The organism is Acidobacteriota bacterium (assembly GCA_020349885.1).
Classification (GTDB): Bacteria; Acidobacteriota.
Map to the genome: position 1 here is coordinate 1,019,407 of CP070701.1, position 17,436 is coordinate 1,036,842.

Here is a 17,436-nt window from a genome sequence, read left to right on the forward strand (position 1 = left end):
GTCCCTTCGGGTTTACCGCCCCTTCTTCTTCCCCGCCGTCTTCCGCTTCACGGTAAGGTAGAAATCGTGTGCCTTGTCGGGTTTTTCCCCTTTGTGGACGACCTTCCGCACCGCCTGGATCATGGCGGCGGGGGCCTCGGACTGGAAAATGTTCCGGCCCATGTCCACACCCAGCGCCCCTTCCTGCACCGCGGCGGAGGCGAACTTCAGGGCGTCGAGCTCCGGCACCTTCTTTCCGCCCGCGACGACGATGGGAACGGGACAGGACGCCGCGACGGTCTCGAACCCCTCGTACACGTAGTACGTCTTGACGTAGGAGGCCCCCAGCTCGGCGCACATCCGGCACGCCAGGCGCAGGTACTTCGCGTCCCGCGTCATGTCCTTGCCGACGGCCGTGACCGCCAGAACGGGAATCCCGTTGCGGTTCCCCATGTCCACGAGGCGCGTCATGTTGCGAATCGACTGGGTCTCGTACTCGCCCCCGACGAACACCTGGACCGCGAGCGCGGCGGCGTTGAGCCGGACGGCGTCCTCGATGTCCAGGGCGAGCCGCTCGTTCGAGAGCTCCTTCAGGATGCTCGGGCCGCCGCTCGCCCTCAGGACGATCCCCTTGGTGAACGTCGGGGGGATCACGGAGCGCAGGATGCCGCGGGTCAGCATGAGCGTGTCGGCGTAGCGAAGCAGTGGGACGATCGTGACGTCGACGCGCTCAAGGCCCGTCGTGGGGCCCTGGAAATAGCCGTGGTCGACGGCCAGCATAACGGTCCTTCCGGTATCCGGGCGGAAGATCCGGGAGAGCCGGTTCTTCATCCCCCAGTCGAGGGAATTGGACCCCCGAAGGAAGAAGGGCTCGCTCTTCATTGGAACGTCCGTGTAAAAGTTCTTGGCTTCCTTTCTCGCGTCCACGTCGGCCATACTAATTTTCTCCTTTCAATTAGGGCGTTGCCGGTGCTCGGGGAACAGGCTCAAGATGCCGTCCTCGCTCGCCGGGCAGACGCCTCTTTCCGTAATCAGGCCCGTGACCAGTCTCGCCGGAGTCACGTCGAAGGCGTAATTCCTCGCCGGACTGCCCTCCGGCGCCGTGCGAATTTTTACTATCTTTCCGTCGAGAGTCCCCTCGACGTGGGTGACCTCGTCCGGGTCGCGCTCCTCGATGGGAATTTCCTTGATTCCGTTCCTCGCCCGCCAGTCGATGCTCGAGGAAGGGAGCGCGACGTAAAACGGAACGCCGTTGTCGCGGGCGGCCAGCGCCGTCTTGTAGGTTCCGATCTTGTTGCAGACGTCGCCCGTGACGGTGGTGCGGTCGGTGCCGGTGATGACCAGGTCCACCAGGCCAAGCTGCATGACGTGGCCGCCGGCGTTGTCCACGATGATGTCGTGGGGCACGCCGAATTCTTTCAACTCCCAGGCGGTCAAGCCGGCGCCCTGGTTGCGGGGCCTCGTCTCCTCCACCCACACGTGAACCTTGATTCCTTTTTCCACGGCGGCGTAGACCGGGGCCGTGGCCGTGCCGCGGTCCACGAAGGCCAGCCAGCCCGCGTTGCAGTGCGTCAATATGTTAACGGGCTCGCCTTTCTTCTCGCGGCTCATCTTCTCGACGATTTCCAATCCATGCTCGCCGATCCGGCGGCAGCAGTCCACGTCCTCCCGCACAATTTCCTGGGCCGTCTCGAAGGTCGCGCTCACCTTCTCCTCGGCGGAGCGGGCGGCTCGGACGGCCTCGATCTGGCGCTCCACGGCCCGCGCAAGGTTGACGGCGGTCGGCCGGGTCGCCTTGAGCCGCTCTCCGGCCTGGAGGAAGTACTCGTCGAACGAGCCGTCGCGTGGGGCCTCCAGCGCGGCCAGGTACATGCCGTAGCCCGCCGTGACCCCGATGAGCCCCGCGCCCCGGACGGCCATTTCCTTGATGGCGGCCGCCGCCTGGTCCGCCGTCGTCAGGTCCAGGACCTCGTAGGCGTGCGGAAGCTTTCGCTGGTCGATGACCTGGACGACGCGCGAATCCCCTTCCTTCACCCAGATCGTGCGGCGACGGTCGTCACGGTTCGGCATAAAACGGGCGCTCCTCAGAGGAAATTTCCCGGCAGTTGCGGTCCATGGGATAACATTGTTAAAAAGAGCAGTGAGTGTTATTTTATCATAAAGGGAGATTCCTGAAAAAATCCTGCCCCGGCCGCGGGTCCAGACGCGGTTGCATGCGGGGAGAGGATGCGGGAAAATACATGGTAATGCTCAACCCCCAAGTAATAAACATCCTCTGGAACATCTTCTGGGCCGCGGTGGCGCTCGGCGTCTTGATCTTTCTCCACGAGGCGGGCCACTTCCTCGTGGCGAGGCGCACGGGCGTGGGCGTCGAGACGTTCTCTTTCGGATTCGGTCCGCGCCTTTTTGGAAAGCGCATCGGCGAGACCGATTACCGCGTAAGCCTCATTCCCCTCGGCGGCTACGTGAAGCTTCTCGGCGAGGAGCCGGATGAGGAGCTTCGCGGCTCGCCGCGCGAGTTCGGCTCGCGCACGCGATGGGAGCGCGCGAAGATTTACTTGGCCGGCCCCGGCACCAACCTCCTCCTCGCCTACGTCTTAATCGTGGTCGTCTACACGCTCGGCGTCGAGGAGCCCGCCTACCTTCAAGAGCCGCCGGTCGTCGGCTACCTCCACGAATACTCTCCGGCGCTTGAGGCCGGCCTCCAGGAAGGCGACCTCGTTCTTTCCCTGGACGGCGAAGCCGTCGCCGACTGGGATGCGCTCAAGAAAAAGATACTGCTCAATCCGGGGCGGGCATTTCCCATTGTGTGGGAGCGGGAGGGGGCGCGATACGAAGAGACGATCCACATCGACGAGACCGACCGCTACCGCATCGGCGAGGTCGGCCTGGAGCCGGCTCTTCCCTTCCGCGTTCTCGAAACGCAGGAAGGATACGCCGCCCAAGACGCGGGCCTTCAACCGGGCGACCTTCTTTCCGCCGTGGACGGAACCCCCGTGTTCCACTACGAGCGCGGAAAAGAACTCATCTCGGCGCACGCACCGGGCGAGCCGGTCGCCCTTACCATCGAGCGGCAGGGGAAGCGCTTCGAGGTGGACGTGGCGCTCTCCGAACGCGAGGGGAAGGGCTACCTCGGCGTTGTCCTCGAAAACCCGCCCACGACGCTTCGGCGCTACGCTTTTCCCGCCGCGCTTGCGGCGGGCGGGCGGTGGATGGGCGAGACGACGGTTTTTTTCTTTGAGGCCGTCCGAAAACTCGTGACGGGCCGCCTGTCGCTCCGCACCATGTCGGGCCCCGTGGACATTGCGAAATTCTCCGGCGCCGCCGCCCGCGCGTCGTCCGCGCACTATATCTATTTCCTCGCCTTCCTGAGCCTCAACCTCGGGATTATCAATCTCCTGCCCATTCCCCTGCTCGACGGCGGCCACCTTTTCTTCCTGCTCATCGAGGGCCTCAGGCGGCGCGACCTCAGCCTCGCGCTCAAGGAGCGCCTCACGCAGGTGGGCTTTGTGTTCTTGATAAGCCTCATGGGCGTCATCGTGATCCTGGACATTCTCAAAAATCTAGATTTTTAAGGAATGCCGGAAGCCGCGAGGAACGAAGCCGCCCCTGACATCGCCTCCGCACCGTGCGGAGAAGTCCACGCCTGGGTGCAGCGGCACGACCTTTCGCCCGACGACGTGGTGCGCCTGCTGCGCCGCCAGGACCTGACAGAAGAAATTGTCACCTCCATCGTCGACCACCACCCGTGGATTTCGCTCCACAAGGTGCAGGTCGGCGTCGTCAACAACCCGGCCACGCCGAAGATGGTGGCGCAAAAGTACGTCTACCATCTCTACTGGCGGGAGCTGGTGGGCGTGATGTCGAACCTTCGCGTGGAGCCGGCGGTGCGCCACGCCGCAGAGAATCTCCTGGAGGAAAAGTTCGGCGACATGTCGCTCGGCGAAAAAATCGCCCTCGCCAAAATTCCCCAGCGCGGCATCGTCAAGGCCGTACGAAGGATGGACTCGGTCGATGTGCTGAAGGCGCTCCTGCGCAACCCCGCGCTGGTCGAGGAAGACGTGCTCTTCATCCTGCACTACCCGAACCTTTCGGGCCAGGTGCTCGACGCCGTCGCCCGTTCCCCCAAGTGGCGACCCCGCCCGGCCGTGTGCTACGGGCTCATCCGCCACCCCCGCACGCCGCAACCCACGGCACTTCGGCTTCTCGCATCGATGCCCCAGAAAGAGCTGCGGGAGCTCGCCTCGAATTTCCAGGTGCCCCGCCCCCTGCGCGACCGGGCGCGCAAGCTTTACATCAAGCGTAGGGCCGGGCGATGAGGCGCCTGCGCTCCCCCGCGGCCGCGCTTGCGGCCCTGGCGCTCCTTCTCGCCCCCGGCTGCGGCTACCGGCTTGCCGGCACGGGCTCGCTTCTTCCCCCGCATGTGAAAACGGTTCACATTCCCTACTTCGAGAACGAGACCCCGCGCTTCGAGCTCGAGCAGCGCCTCACGGAGCACGTCCAGCGCGAGTTCACCGTCCGGGCCAAGCTAGAGATCGAAAATTCCTGGAGCGAGGCCGACGCGGTGCTTGAAGGCACCATTATCGGTTTCACGGTCATTCCCGTCGGCTTCAACGACCAGACCCAGGCCAACCGCTATCAGGTAACGATCCAGATGCGGGCCTCGCTGCTGGACAACAAAACGCACAATGCGCTGTGGGAAAGCCAGAGCTTCACTTTCCGGAGCGAGTACGAGTCCCCGGAAAGCATCACCGACTACTACAACCAGGAGATTGACGCCATCGAGGATATCGCCGCGAACTTCGCCGAGACCCTCGTCGCCACCATCACGCAGGGTTTCTGAGCATGCCGACGCTTTCATGCCTGGATTTCCTGGGAGGAGCCCGTGGTGCGCGCGCGGCAAAGGAAGCGTTCGCCTCCGTCTACGTGCTCGCGGGCGAAGACGACTACTTTCGGCGCCAGGTGCGCCGGACGCTCGCCGAGCGCCTGCGCGAAGCGCACGGCGACGCGGATGTGCGCTTCCTCGACCGAAGCGAGATCAAGAATTTGGCAGCGCTCTGCGCGGAGGCGCGGGCGGCTCCGATGTGGACTCCCGCCCAGATGCTCGTGATGGACATGGACAAGAGGCTGGCCCGCTCCGACGCCGAACCGGTCGAAGCGTACCTCGCCTCTCCCTCTCCTTCCTCGCTGCTGGTCCTGGAGTGGAAGGCGCCCGACGAGCGCCTCAAGTTCGCGCTTGTTTGCAAAAAACACGCCCGGAAGGCCGCCGGCCCCGTGGCGTGGGTCAAGTGCGAGCCGCTGCGCGAGCCGGCGCTCCGCACGTGGCTCGAGAGCTACGCCCGCAAGCGCGGCGCGCGCTTCGCCCCCGGAGCGCTCGACATGCTCCTCGACACGGTCGGCACGAAGACGGCGCTTTTGGTGGAGGAGGTCGAGAAAGCGCTGCTCTACGCCCCGGAGGAAAAGACGCTTGCCGCCGAAACGCTCCGACGGGTCGCCGTCGCGTCGCGGGACTTCGCATGGTACGACCTCACGGACGCCCTGGGCGCGCGCGACGGCGACGCCGCGCTGCGCGTCCTCAAGCGGCTGCTCGAGCGGGGTGAGAGCCCAGTCGGCCTCGTCGTCCTCATGGCGAGCCACGTGCGGAAGCTTCTCAAGGGACGCGTGCTTCTTGACCAGGGGCATGACGAGCGCGCGATCTTGCAGGACCTGGGCGTCCGATTCTACGGGGACAAATTCCTGCGGCAGGTGAAGACTTTCTCCTCTTCCGAGCTGAACCGGGCGCTCGAGGCATGTTTTCAAACCGACCGCGCGCTCAAGACGAGCGCCCTGCCCAACCGCGTCGCCCTGGAAAAGTTCGCGCTCTCCCTGCTCGCACGGGCGGCGCCGGGGCAAGCCCCGGGCACGCCCCCCGGGACAGGCCCGAGAGCCTGAGCGACGATGTGCCGCAGCTTTTCCCGCAAGGCCCGGTCCATGGGGCGGCGGCTCAGGCTGCCGCGTCTCTATCCCATCACCGACCTCAAGCTGGCGCGCGCCCGAAGCCACGCCGCACTCGTGCGGGCGCTCGCGCGCGAGGGATTCCCGCTCGTCCAGATGCGCGACCACGCGCTCGCGGGGCGCGGCTTCTACGAGCAGGCCCTGGGCGCGGCGTCCGCGGCGCGGCGGCTCGGCGTCACGCTTTTGATAAACGACCGCGTGGACGTCGCGCTCGCGGTGGGCGCCGACGGCGTTCACCTGGGCGACAGCGACATCCCACCGAAGGAGGCGCGAAGAATCCTGGGGAAAAAATCCATCATCGGGTATTCGACTCACTCGCTCAAGGAAGCCCTGCAGGCCGTGCGGAGCGGCGGGATGGATTACATAGCCATCGGCCCCATCTTCGAGACTAAAACCAAGCCGAGCAGCCGGCGCCTCCTGGGGCCGGACGTGATTCGCCACATCAAGCGGCGCATCGACTTGCCCCTCGTGGCCATCAGCGGCATAACGCCTCGAAACGTTTCCGAGATCTGGGAAGCGGGGGCGGACAGCGCCGCGGTGATCTCAGCCCTGATGCGCGGCTCGCTGAGCCGCAACGTCGAGAAATTCCGGAAGGCGCAAAAACTTTTCGAAGACGGAGCGGCCGCCCCCTCGTAGGGACTCGCCCGCAGGGGAACCTCATCAAACCCGAAAAGGCGCGGACGGGCGTTTGACGCAATCTCTCCGTACGCGCTATACTCGGGCCTGATGTTCCCGGGCCTCATCGGTTTCCGGGACGCGATTACACCGACGCTTCTTTCGGGATAACGTTTTTATACCGGACAAGCAGCCGTTGCCGCGCATCCAAAAACTTCCCGAGGCGCTCGTGCGGCAGATTGCCGCGGGCGAGGTCGTGGAGCGGCCGGCCTCGGTCGTCAAGGAGCTTATCGAAAACGCCCTCGACGCCGGGGCGCGGCGCATCGACGTGCGCATCGAGGGGGGCGGCGCGCGGCTCGTCTCGGTTCGCGACGACGGCTGCGGCATAGGAAGCGAGGACGCCGCGCTCGCCTTCGAGCGCCACGCGACTAGCAAGATTTCCTCGCCGGAGGATTTGCAAAAGATCCGCTCGCTCGGCTTCCGCGGCGAGGCGCTTCCCTCCATAGCCTCGGTCGCGCGCGTGCGGCTCCTCTCGACGCCCCGGGGAGAGAGCGAGGGCGTCGAGGCCGTCCTCGAAGGAGGCACCGCGCCGGCCGTCCGCCCGGCGGCGGCGCGGCCGGGCACCGAGGTCGAGGTGCGCGACCTCTTCTTCAACACCCCCGCCCGCAAGAAATTCCTTCGCACGCCCCAGACCGAGGCGCGCCGCATCGCGGCCGCGGTCTCGCGCCTCGCCCTCGCGCACCCCGGGGTGCACGTGACGCTCCGGAGCGAGCGCAAAACCATGCTCGACTGCCCTCCCGTCGAAACGCTCAAGGAGCGCATGGTGCAGGTGCTCGGGCGCGACCTCGCCGCCGGCCTCGTGCCCCTCAAGGCGCGGGAGGGACTCCTCGCGGTCGAAGGGTTCGCCACCCCGCCCCAGTCGCCGCTGCCGAACCGCGACACGCTCCACTTCTTCGTCAACCGCCGCCCCGTCCAGGACCGGCTGCTCACGGGCGCCCTTCTCCGCGCCTACCCCAATCTCCCCGCGCGAAGCTACCCGGGCGCGGTCCTCTTCCTCGAAGCCCCGACCGAGGCCGTGGACGTAAACGTCCACCCGACGAAGGCCGAGGTGCGCTTCCGCGACTCAAGCGCCGTCTTCCGCCTGATCGAGCTCGCCGTAGGCGAAGCGCTCGGCCCGCGGGCCGTGTTTTCCAGAAAGAGCCCGACGCACGCGCCGGTACAGGCGCCGGATCGCACCGCCTCCACGGCGAGCCCGGTGCAGCGGCCCGCGAGCTCCTCCATCCGCGAGCGCGCCGCGCCCGATTCCATGACCTCCCGCCCCCAGGACCCGGTCGAGCTGGCCGCCGCGCCCGAAAAATTCTTGGCGGAAGCGCCGCCCCGCCTCGTCGGCGGGACGGAATTTCCAGAGCCGCTCGCGCAGTACGCGGGCACCTACATCGTGGCGCAGGACGACGAGGGACTTCTCCTCTTCGACCAGCACGCGGCGCACGAGCGCGTGCTCTACGAAAGCCTGCACGCCTCCTTCGAGGCGCGGCGCATGGAGCGTCAGGCGCTTCTTTTCCCGCTGGTGCTCGAGCTCTCCGCTGAACAGGCCGCTTCCCTCGAAGACAGCGCGCTCGCGACGCTCGCCGCGCTCGGCTTCGAGGCCGAGGCCTTCGGGGCGGCGACGGTCCGCATCCGCGCCGTCCCCTCGCTTCTCGGCGAGGCCAACGCCGACGCCCTGGTGCGCGACGTCGTCTTCGCGCTCGCCGACGACCCCGCCCTCCGCAGCAGCTCCGCTTCAGAGGGCGGAAAGGAGCCGAACACCGACCGCCTTATCGCCACCATGGCCTGCCGCGCCGCCGTGACCAAGAACATGACGCTTTCCATGCCGAAGATGCGCGAGATCCTGGCCGGGCTCTATCAGACCAAGAACCCCGCCACCTGCCCCCACGGCCGCCCCACGCTGCTCCGGTACCCGCTCGCGGAAATCGAGCGCGGCTTCGGACGCCGCTGAACAGGAAGGCGCGGTAGGGCTACTCTTCCGAAATCGTATTCGGTGACGCCCCGACCCCGCTTGGCCGCCCCCTCGGCGCGTGCTATACTGAGTGTCCACGGCACGCCCGGCCATGACGATGAAAAACTCCTTCTCCATCACCGACACCGTTCGCATCGGAAGCGACCTCTCCCGCCCCGTGCTCTTTGCGGGCCCCTGTGTGATCGAGCGCCGCGAGCACGCGCTCAAGATGGCCCGCGCCATCCAGAGCATCGCCCAGGACCTGAATCTCCCCTACGTCTTCAAGTCCTCCTACGACAAGGCCAACCGCACGTCCATCACGTCGTTCCGGGGCCCCGGCCTCAAGGGCGGCGTCGAAATCCTGGGCGAGGTGAAAGAGGTCGTGGACGTCGGCATTCTTACGGACTTCCACACGCCGCAGGAGGCCGAGCCGGTGGCGAAGGTCGCCGACGTTCTGCAAATCCCCGCGTTCCTTTCACGCCAGACGGACATGATCGTGGCGGCCGCCAAGACCGGGAAAGCCGTGAACATCAAGAAGGGGCAATTCCTCTCCCCCTGGGACGTGAAGGAGGCCGTGGCGAAGGCGCGCGCCGCGGGGAGCGAAAAGATTATGGTTACCGAGCGCGGCACGTCCTTCGGCTACAACAACCTCGTCGTGGACTTCCGCTCGTTTCCAGTCATACGCGAGGAGGCGGAGGTGCCCGTCGTGTTCGACGTCACGCACAGCCTGCAGCTTCCGGGCGGCGCGGGGAGCTGCTCGGGCGGCATGGTGCAGTACGCGAAGCACCTCGTGCGCGCGGGCGCCGCAGTGGGCGTGGACGGCCTCTTCATGGAGGTGCACGACAACCCCGCGGAGGCGCTCTCGGACGGCCCCAACTCCATAGCTCTCGACGAGCTTCCCGCCCTCCTGAAGGCGGTCGCCCACATCGCGCGCGTTGCGGCGGAGGCGGAGTCTTGAGTCAGAAGACCGCACGCTCCGTCCTCGAGGCCGAGGCGCGCGCCGTCAAGGCGCTCGCCTCCCGGCTCGACGCGCGCTTCGACGAGGCCGTCGAGATTATTCTCGCCTGCCGCGGCCGCGTCGTGCTGACGGGCATGGGAAAGAGCGGCCTCGTGGCGCGCAAGGTCGCCGCGACGCTCTCCTCGACCGGAACGCCCGCGCTCTACCTCCATCCCGCGGAGGCGCTCCACGGCGACGCCGGCATGGTGGCCGAGGGCGACGTCGTCGTGGCGCTCTCGGCGAGCGGCGAGACGCGCGAGATTCTGGAGCTTCTCGGCGTCCTGAAGCGCCTGGGCGTAAAGCTCGTATCCATCACGAAGCCCGACACTTCGCTCGCCCGCGCAAGCGACGCGGCGCTCGACGCCGGCGTCGAGCGGGAGGCCTCGTCGCTCTCACTCGTGCCGATGGCCTCCACCGCCGCGGCGATGGCCATGGGCGACGCCCTCTCCGTGGCGGTCTTCGAGCGGCGCGGCCTCGACGAGGACAAGTTCGCAAAATACCACCCGGGCGGCCAGATCGGAAAGCGCCTCATGAAAGTGGCCGACCTGATGCACACCGGCGAGGTGCTTCCCGTCGCGCGCCCCGACGACACGCTGAAGGAAAGCCTGCCGGTCATGAGCGAGAAGGGTTTCGGCGCGCTCCTCGTGACCGACAAGGCGGGGAAAAAGCTCGCGGGAATTTTCACGGACGGCGACCTGCGGCGCTTCCTTCAGCGGAAGGGCGGCACCGACGCCCCCATGTCGCGCGCCATGGTACGAAACCCGACGACGGTGCGGCCCTCGGACCACGCCGGCGAAGCCCTGAAGCTCATGGAGGAGAAAAAGATCACGGCGCTCCCCGTCGTGGACGAGCACGGGAAGCTCGAAGGACTTCTTCATCTCCATGACCTGTGGAGAACGCAGTTGTTCTAATAAGATGGATCGCGACGACGGCTTTTGAGAACCAGTGGCAGAAGCACTTCAAAACTCATCGGAAGACGCCATCAATAGGAAACCTTCCCTTTGGCGTCGTGCCGCCGCTTTTTACATAGACCTTCTGATCGCCCAATGCGCCATCCTAATAGCGTTTTGGCTTTTGAAAGTACAATTCGGAACGTGGCCTGTCGCGATAGCTTTCACGCTGATCGAATATGCCGCTCTGGCGCACTTCGGTCGCCTCACGCCGGGCGAGCGTTTATTGGGCATACAAACGGAAATTATCGAGACCCCAAGAGGGCCGAAGCGCACAAAACTCGTGGAGCCGCAATTCATCATGAAAAGAAGCGTCCCTCTAATCATACTGGGAACAATAGAAAGCTGGGACGCCAGTCGAATTGTCGTTTCTCTAATCCGCAACGAGACTCCCCGATACATTCTTGCCAATGAGGTTTATACTGGTACCATGGGAGTGGGATTGCTGTTTTTTCATCTGTTTCTTGCTTGCTTCATCGTGTATAGCGTGCTCCGGCTGAAAATATGGGGAGGGATTTCCCTATTGATCTACCAAGCCTTATATACCGCCAATAACGTGTGGAGCTTCCCGCGTGCCGTAGAAATCGCGGAAGAAGCGCTGGTCAACAAATCAGCCGGAAATCTGGAGAGCTCGCCTTTCCTTCCCGAACATGCGGCCCTGGTGGTCGTAGGTTCCTCAATCGTATATCTTATTGCCGTGGTAGTCGTTACAATGTGCGAGAGAAACAAATTCCGTTCACGACCCATGATCGGAGAGCGTCATGCCGCCTAGCCAAGATATTTCCTCGCGCGCCCGAAACATCTCCCTCGTCCTCCTCGACGTGGACGGGGTGCTGACGCGCGGCGACATCGTCTACGCCGAGTCGAACGCCGACGGCGCCGCCGAGGGACTGGAGCTGAAGATGTTCTCCGTGCGCGACGGCTCGGCCATGCGCTGGGCGCTGCGCGAGGGCCTCAAAATAGGGCTAATCACCGGCCGCACCTCGCGCGTCGTGGAGTGCCGCGCCGAGGACCTGGACATTTCCCTGCTCTGGCAAGGCGTCGTGGACAAGGCGGCCGGCTTCGAGCGCGTTCTTTCGGAAACGAAGGAAGAGCCCGGGCGCATCGCCTACATGGGTGACGACATCCTAGACTTGCCCATCCTCACGCGGGCGGGGCTCGCCGCCTGCCCCGCGGACGCACACGAAGAGGTAAAATCGCGCTGCCACTTCGTGAGCCGCTTTCCGGGGGGAGGCGGCGCCGTGCGGGAGCTTCTCGAAGAAATTTTCAAGGCGCAGGGACGCTGGGAGCGCATCCTGGGACGATACCTGCGCGCCGACCCCGAAGCCACGAAAGGAAATTAACCATGCGGATTATCAGCACGCTTTTTATCCTGGTCCTCTTCTTCGCTCTCGGCATATTCATTGCGCAGAACACGCACCGCGTCCCGCTCACCTACTTTTGGAGCGAGTGGGACGTGCCCTTGCGGGTCGTGGTGCTCGTGCCGTTGGTGCTGGGGCTCGTGTACGCGCTCGTGGCGCAGGTCCTCGAGCGCGTCGGCGCGGAACGCAAGACGCGCCGGCTTGAAAAGAAGCTGCGCGAGCTCGAGCAGGAGGTGGAGCGCCTGCGGGGCGCGGAAGACGCGTGATTCGCAAGAGCAGGCTCTCGAACGGCATCTCGGTCCTCACCGAGCCCATGCCCCACCTTCGCTCGGTCTCCGTGGCCGTCTGGCTCCGGAAAGGCTCGCGCCACGAGCTTTCCCGCCACGCCGGCATTTCCCACTTCGTCGAGCACATGGTCTTCAAGGGCACGAAGAACCGCTCGGCCAGGGACATCGCCGTGGCCATCGATTCCATCGGCGGCTCCTTCGACGCCTTCACTGCGAAGGAGCACACGGCGTTCTATTTCCGCGTCCTCGACGAGCACCTTACGCTCGCGCTCGACCTGGTGGCCGACATCGTCCTCAATCCCCTCTTCAAGCTCGAGGACATGCAGAAGGAGCGGCAGGTGATCGAGGAAGAGATCCGGATGTCGGAGGACGACCCGACCGACATCGTGCACGAGCTTTTCGCAAAGGCCGTTTTTCCGCGCCACCCGCTCGGCCGCCCCATCGCCGGCACGCGCGAGACGCTCCACCGCATCACGCCGCACATCCTGGGAAATTTCTTCAAGGACTCTTACGTGCCGCGCAACATGGTGGTGGCCCTCGCAGGAAGGGTGCGGCACCGCCGCACCGTGGACGCGCTCGAAAAACTTTTCCGAGGCCTCAAGAGCACTCGGCAAAAGCCCACGCCCCGCCAGACGCCGCGCTTCCGGCCCGCGACGCGCATCCGTCGCAAGCCCGCCCTGGAGCAGGCACATTTCCTCCTCGGCGTCGAGGGCGTGAACGCCCGCAGCCCCCTGCGCTATCCCCTGAGCATCATGAACACCGTCCTCGGGGACGGCATGAGCAGCCGCCTCTTCCAGAAAATCCGCGAGGAGGCCGGCCTCGCCTATTCCGTGTACTCCTTTCTGCAGAGCTACGCGGACACGGGATTCTTCGCCGTCTACGCGGGCGTGGCGCCGCGGAACCTCAAGCGCGCGCTCGCCATGGCCGTGCGGGAGATCCGCGGCATGGCCAGGGACGGCCTCACGAAGGAGGAGCTCCGGCGCGCCAAGGAGCAGCTCAAGGGGGGCTTCATGCTCGCAAGCGAGAGCTCGGCGCAGCGGATGACGCGCATCGCCATTACGGAGATTCTCGGACGCCGCCAGGAAACGCTGAACAAGACGCTCGACCGCATAGAGCGCGTCAGGCGGAGCGACGTCCTCCGCGCCGCCCGGACGCTCTTCGCCAAGGAGCGCTTCGCCCTCTCCCTCGTCGGCGGCAAGGGAATGAGGAAGATGAAGGTGGAGGATGTGTTGTAGGGGCTAGGACAACTTGTAGGGCGCGGCTACCACATTTTGTCGATGATCAATGGTCAATGGTCAAAAAAGACTATTGACAACCGACCGCCGACTATCGACCGTTTCCGTCACTCTTCCGCCCCGGCCTGCTTGAGAAGCTCCACGATCTCGGTGTGGCCCTTCCCCTCCGCATACATCATGGCAGTCTGGTCTTCCATGTCCTTCACGTTCACATCCGCGTTCGCATCAATCAGAATCTTCACGACTTCGGTTTGGCCCCTCTTTGCCGCATGCATCAAGGCCGTCCGGTCTTCTATGTCCTTCACGTTCACGTCCGCGTTCACATCCATCAGCATCTTCGCAATCTCGGCGTTGCCCGAAATCGCCGCCCCCATCAGGGCGGTCGTGCCTATTCCCGTCATGGCGTTCACGTCCGAGCCCACGTCAATCAGGGCCTTCACCGTCTCGGCGTGGCCGTTCCGTGCCGCCAACATCAGGGAGGTCGTTCCGAAAATGCTCTTTGCGTACACATCGGCACCCGCCTCAATCAGGGTCTTCACCATCTCGGTGCGGCCATCCCCTGCCGCCCGTATGAGAGCGGTCACGCCGTCATTGGTTTTCGCGTTTACGTCCACGTCCGCATCAATCAGGACCTTCACCGCCTCCATACGATTGGAGCGCACCGCAACCATCAGGGCGGTCGTACCATCTTCTTTCATCGCGTTTACGTCCACGCCCGCGTCAATCAGAATCTTCACCGTCTCGGCGTGGCCCGTATCGGCCGCCCTCATAAAGACAGTCGCGCTGCTTCTGTCCCTCGCGTTTAAATCCGCGCCCGCTTCAATCAGGGCTTTCACCGTCTCCGTACGGCTCTCCCGCGCCGCCGTCATCAGAGCGGTCCGGCTGAATCCGTCCTTCGCGTTCACGTCCGCGCCCGCGTCAATCAAAGCCTTAATTGTCTCGGTATGGCCATAGAATGCCGCCCACATCAGGGCGGTCCGGCTGAATTCGTCCTTCGCGTTCACGCCCGCGCCCGCGTCAACCACGGCCTTCACCGCCTCGATGCTACCCTCCCTCGCCGCAATCATCAGGACGGTCAAACCGTTTTCGCCCCTCGCGTCCACGTCCGCGCCTTGCTTGAGCAATTGTTTCATTTCGGCGGTATCACCTGCCGCTGCCGCTTTGAGCAAGTCTGAATTGATATCCCCGCCGCGCCCGGCTGGGTAGACCGCCTGCACGAAAAGCAGCGGGAGCAAGAGCAGGATCGCCTTAAAGGTAGGCCTCATTTTTTATCACTCCTCCGCCCCGGCCTGTTTGAGAATCTCCGCAACCTCGGTGTGGCCTTTCCTTGCCGCCAGCGTCAAGGCGGTATAGCCGCCTTCTTCCTGCGCGTTCACGTCCGCGCCCGCGCTAAGGAGGGCATTCACCGCCTCGGGACTGCCATTCTGCGCCGCCATCATCAGGGCGGTCGCGCCGCTATCGGTCTCCGCGTTCGCGTCCGCGCCGTTGCCGAGCAAAATCTCCACAGTCCCGCCGTGGCCTCCCTGCGCCGCGGCCATCAGGGCGGTCGCGCCGTCCTCCGTGAACTTCGCGTCCACGTCCGCGCCCGCGTCAATCAGGGCCGTTACCGCCTCGGTGTAGCCAAAGCGCGCCGCAACCATCAGGGCGGTGTCGCCGTAACTGTTCCTCGCGTCCACGTCCGCACCGGCGGCAACTAGGGCCTTCGCCGTCTCGGTGTGGCCGTAGCGCGCCGAAAGCATCAGAGCGGTCACGCCGCTTTTGTCCTTGGCGTTCACGTCCATGCCCGCCTCCAAGAATAAATTAACGGCTGTTGTGTCGTTGTTCACGACACGCTCAAAAAAGCCTTTCTGGCTGTAGGGGATATCCATCTGCTCCAGTTCCTTACGAGCATCCTCCGGGCCCCGTCCGCATGCGACCGATACGAGGAAAAGGCTCATCCAAAACAGCAGTTTGTTTGGCTGGTTCATGGTGGCCTCTTATATCATTGGTAATCTTTGGATATCCCTATGCAATTCTATTACAGCATGGGAGGCGGTGCAAACGGCTCGATGCAGGAGGGGTCGTCGTTCCTGGGGCTGTTCACACGCAGGCCGACGGCGTGGGAGGCGATCTCATCCTGCGGATAGGCTTTCATCAGGAGAGGCCGGAGTTTCTCTTCCCCTTGCATCCCGGGGTCGAGCCACGCCTCGTAATCCTTCGGGTCGAGAATCACCGGCATGCGCTCGTGGAAGGAGCGCAGCAGCTCGTTTGCGTCCGTGGTGAGGAGCGTGCACGACTCGACGGCGTCGCCCTGCCCTTCCCAGCGCTCCCAGAGCCCGGCGAAGGCGAAGAGCCCCCCGCCGCGCAGGCGGAAATAGAACGGCTGCTTTCTCTTCCCCTCGCGCCGCCACTCGTAGAAGCCGTCCGCGGGGATGAGGCAGCGCCGATGTTTGAAGGCCTCGCGGAAGGCGGGTCTCTGGGAAAGGGTCTCGGCGCGGGCGTTGATCATACGCGCCCCGATTCTCAGGCTCTTTACCCATGGGGGAACGAGACCCCAGCGCAGGAGCGCGAGCTCCCGCTTCGAGCCGCTCTCCCTCCGCCGCACAGCGGCGACCGGCTGCGTCGGCGCTATGTTGTAGCGCGGCTCGAGCGAGGGGATCTCTTCGAGGTCGAACGCCTCGGCCAGCTCCCCGGCCGGCGTGACGAGTGTAAAGCGGGCGCACATGCGTTTCCAGTGTTCCTATATCGGAGCACAAAATCGTTTTGAGGCTGCTGTATTCGACGAACGTACTGAAGGTGCGGGAAGTGCGGAATGTGCGGTCTGCACCTGCGGCACCTGCAGCACTCCGAAGCCTCCGATGAAGTCAACTATTTTATTTATGCTCCCCGTAATAACTGCACGATGGCCACCCTACCGCCGCTCCCCCATCATCTTCAAGAATTCCCCGAAGAGCCACTGCGCGTCGTGGGGGCCGGGCGCGGCCTCGGGGTGGTACTGGACGGCCATCACGGGAAGCGAGCGGTGGCGGAAGCCCTCGAGCGTCTGGTCGTTGAGGTTGATGTGCGTCGCCTCCACGTCCTGGCCGAGCGAGTCGGCGTCGACGGAGAAGCCGTGGTTCTGCGACGTGATGTCCACCTTGCCGGTGCGGAGGTCCTTGATGGGATGGTTCGCCCCGTGGTGGCCGAACGGCAGCTTGTAGGTCCTGCCGCCGAGGGCGAGCCCCAGCACCTGGTGCCCCAGGCAGATGCCGAAGACCGGAAGTTTTCCGATGAGCTTCTTCGCGGCGCGGATGCCGGGCTCGACGTTCTCGGGGTCGCCCGGGCCGTTCGAGAAAAGCACGCCGTCGGGCTTTTTCCTGAGAACGTCGGCGGCGGGCGCGTCGTAGGGGACGACCGTAACCTCGGCCCCGACCTCGCGGAGCGAGCGCAGGATGTTCAGCTTCACGCCGAAGTCGTAGACCGTGACGCGGAACCGGGGAGAAACCTCCCCGCCCTCGCGCCAGGGCGCGTCGTAGCCCTTCTCCCATGCGTAGGGCTTCTCGCACGAGACCCGCTCCACCAGGTTCTGCTCCGAGAGGCCGGGGGCGGCCCTGGCTTTTGCGACGAGCGAGGCGTCGTCGAGGTCCTCGGTGGAGAGGACGGCGCGCATCGCGCCCTTCGAGCGGATGTGGCGCGTGAGCGCCCGCGTGTCCACGCCCTCGGCGGCCACCAGGCCGCGCCCGCGCAGCAGCTCGGGGAGCGTTCTCTTCGAGCGCCAGTTGCTCGGCACCTTTTCCATCTCCCGCACCACGATGCCCTCGAGGTGGAACGCCTGCGACTCACAGTCGTCGTCGTTCAGGCCGGTGTTTCCGATGTGCGGGTACGTCATCGCGACGATCTGCCCCTTGTAGGAGGGGTCGGTGAAGACCTCCTGGTAGCCGGTGATGGCCGTGTTGAAGACGACCTCGCCCGCGCGCTCGCCCTCCGCGCCAGCGGAGAGGCCCGGAAAAACGCGCCCGTCCTCGAGCGCGAGCTTGGCCTGCTTGGGCCCGCTCAAGGCCGCC

18 protein-coding genes are annotated in these 17,436 nt (G+C 65.0%); 12 read left to right on the top strand and 6 right to left on the bottom strand.

Annotated features, from left to right (window positions below):
• Nucleotides 1-12: 12 nt before the first annotated feature.
• Entirely contained in the window at nucleotides 13-915 is a 903-nt protein-coding gene (gene lsrF, locus JSV08_04380; protein UCF81656.1) for a 3-hydroxy-5-phosphonooxypentane-2,4-dione thiolase, read from the bottom strand.
• A 15-nt stretch (nucleotides 916-930) separates the two neighbouring features.
• Nucleotides 931-2,049, bottom strand: coding sequence for an S-methyl-5-thioribose-1-phosphate isomerase (mtnA, locus tag JSV08_04385; protein ID UCF81657.1), 1,119 nt, complete (start codon nucleotides 2,047-2,049; stop codon nucleotides 931-933).
• A 170-nt stretch (nucleotides 2,050-2,219) separates the two neighbouring features.
• Here mtnA and rseP point away from each other — a divergent pair, with 170 nt between their 5' ends.
• From rseP to JSV08_04445, 12 genes are all read left to right on the top strand, one after another.
• A complete protein-coding gene (gene rseP, locus JSV08_04390; protein ID UCF81658.1) occupies nucleotides 2,220-3,554 on the top strand; it encodes an RIP metalloprotease RseP in 1,335 nt (444 codons plus the stop codon).
• A gap of 3 nt (nucleotides 3,555-3,557) precedes the next feature.
• Nucleotides 3,558-4,298: a hypothetical protein gene (locus JSV08_04395; protein ID UCF81659.1), complete on the top strand. Its 741-nt coding sequence runs from the start codon at nucleotides 3,558-3,560 to the stop codon at nucleotides 4,296-4,298.
• Nucleotides 4,295-4,822, top strand: coding sequence for an LptE family protein (locus JSV08_04400; GenBank protein UCF81660.1), 528 nt, complete (start codon nucleotides 4,295-4,297; stop codon nucleotides 4,820-4,822). The genes JSV08_04395 and JSV08_04400 overlap by 4 nt, the downstream gene beginning before the upstream one ends.
• A gap of 2 nt (nucleotides 4,823-4,824) precedes the next feature.
• The gene (holA, locus tag JSV08_04405) at nucleotides 4,825-5,910 is read left to right on the top strand and encodes a DNA polymerase III subunit delta (GenBank protein ID UCF81661.1); all 1,086 of its coding nucleotides are present in this window, start codon (nucleotides 4,825-4,827) and stop codon (nucleotides 5,908-5,910) included.
• 6 nt (nucleotides 5,911-5,916) lie between these two features.
• Nucleotides 5,917-6,609, top strand: coding sequence for a thiamine phosphate synthase (gene thiE / locus JSV08_04410; GenBank protein ID UCF81662.1), 693 nt, complete (start codon nucleotides 5,917-5,919; stop codon nucleotides 6,607-6,609).
• Nucleotides 6,610-6,784: 175 nt separating this feature from the next.
• Nucleotides 6,785-8,584 carry a DNA mismatch repair endonuclease MutL gene (gene mutL, locus JSV08_04415; GenBank protein ID UCF81663.1) on the top strand — a complete coding sequence of 600 codons (1,800 nt, stop codon included), beginning with the start codon at nucleotides 6,785-6,787 and terminating at the stop codon, nucleotides 8,582-8,584.
• 118 nt (nucleotides 8,585-8,702) lie between these two features.
• Entirely contained in the window at nucleotides 8,703-9,542 is an 840-nt protein-coding gene (gene kdsA / locus JSV08_04420) for a 3-deoxy-8-phosphooctulonate synthase (protein UCF81832.1), read from the top strand.
• Nucleotides 9,539-10,492, top strand: a complete 954-nt coding sequence (locus JSV08_04425; protein ID UCF81664.1) for a KpsF/GutQ family sugar-phosphate isomerase — start codon at nucleotides 9,539-9,541, stop codon at nucleotides 10,490-10,492. Before kdsA ends, JSV08_04425 begins: the two co-directional genes overlap by 4 nt.
• Nucleotides 10,493-10,526: 34 nt before the next feature.
• On the top strand, nucleotides 10,527-11,303 hold the full coding sequence (locus tag JSV08_04430) for a hypothetical protein (GenBank protein ID UCF81665.1): 777 nt from the start codon (nucleotides 10,527-10,529) through the stop codon (nucleotides 11,301-11,303).
• Nucleotides 11,293-11,874 (top strand): HAD hydrolase family protein, encoded by a 582-nt coding sequence (locus JSV08_04435; protein ID UCF81666.1) that lies wholly within the window; start codon nucleotides 11,293-11,295, stop codon nucleotides 11,872-11,874. The genes JSV08_04430 and JSV08_04435 overlap by 11 nt, the downstream gene beginning before the upstream one ends.
• Before the next feature lie 2 nt (nucleotides 11,875-11,876).
• Nucleotides 11,877-12,158, top strand: a complete 282-nt coding sequence (locus JSV08_04440) for a DUF1049 domain-containing protein (protein ID UCF81667.1) — start codon at nucleotides 11,877-11,879, stop codon at nucleotides 12,156-12,158.
• Nucleotides 12,155-13,414, top strand: coding sequence for an insulinase family protein (locus JSV08_04445; protein UCF81668.1), 1,260 nt, complete (start codon nucleotides 12,155-12,157; stop codon nucleotides 13,412-13,414). The genes JSV08_04440 and JSV08_04445 overlap by 4 nt, the downstream gene beginning before the upstream one ends.
• Nucleotides 13,415-13,521: 107 nt before the next feature.
• Here JSV08_04445 and JSV08_04450 read toward each other — a convergent pair whose 3' ends face one another.
• From JSV08_04450 to carA, 4 genes are all read right to left on the bottom strand, one after another.
• Nucleotides 13,522-14,679, bottom strand: coding sequence for an ankyrin repeat domain-containing protein (locus JSV08_04450; GenBank protein ID UCF81669.1), 1,158 nt, complete (start codon nucleotides 14,677-14,679; stop codon nucleotides 13,522-13,524).
• Nucleotides 14,680-14,685: 6 nt separating this feature from the next.
• Nucleotides 14,686-15,381, bottom strand: a complete 696-nt coding sequence (locus JSV08_04455) for an ankyrin repeat domain-containing protein (protein ID UCF81670.1) — start codon at nucleotides 15,379-15,381, stop codon at nucleotides 14,686-14,688.
• A gap of 50 nt (nucleotides 15,382-15,431) precedes the next feature.
• Nucleotides 15,432-16,118: an SOS response-associated peptidase gene (locus tag JSV08_04460; GenBank protein ID UCF81671.1), complete on the bottom strand. Its 687-nt coding sequence runs from the start codon at nucleotides 16,116-16,118 to the stop codon at nucleotides 15,432-15,434.
• Nucleotides 16,119-16,304: 186 nt separating this feature from the next.
• Nucleotides 16,305-17,429 (bottom strand): glutamine-hydrolyzing carbamoyl-phosphate synthase small subunit, encoded by a 1,125-nt coding sequence (gene carA / locus JSV08_04465; GenBank protein ID UCF81672.1) that lies wholly within the window; start codon nucleotides 17,427-17,429, stop codon nucleotides 16,305-16,307.
• Nucleotides 17,430-17,436: the final 7 nt, after the last annotated feature.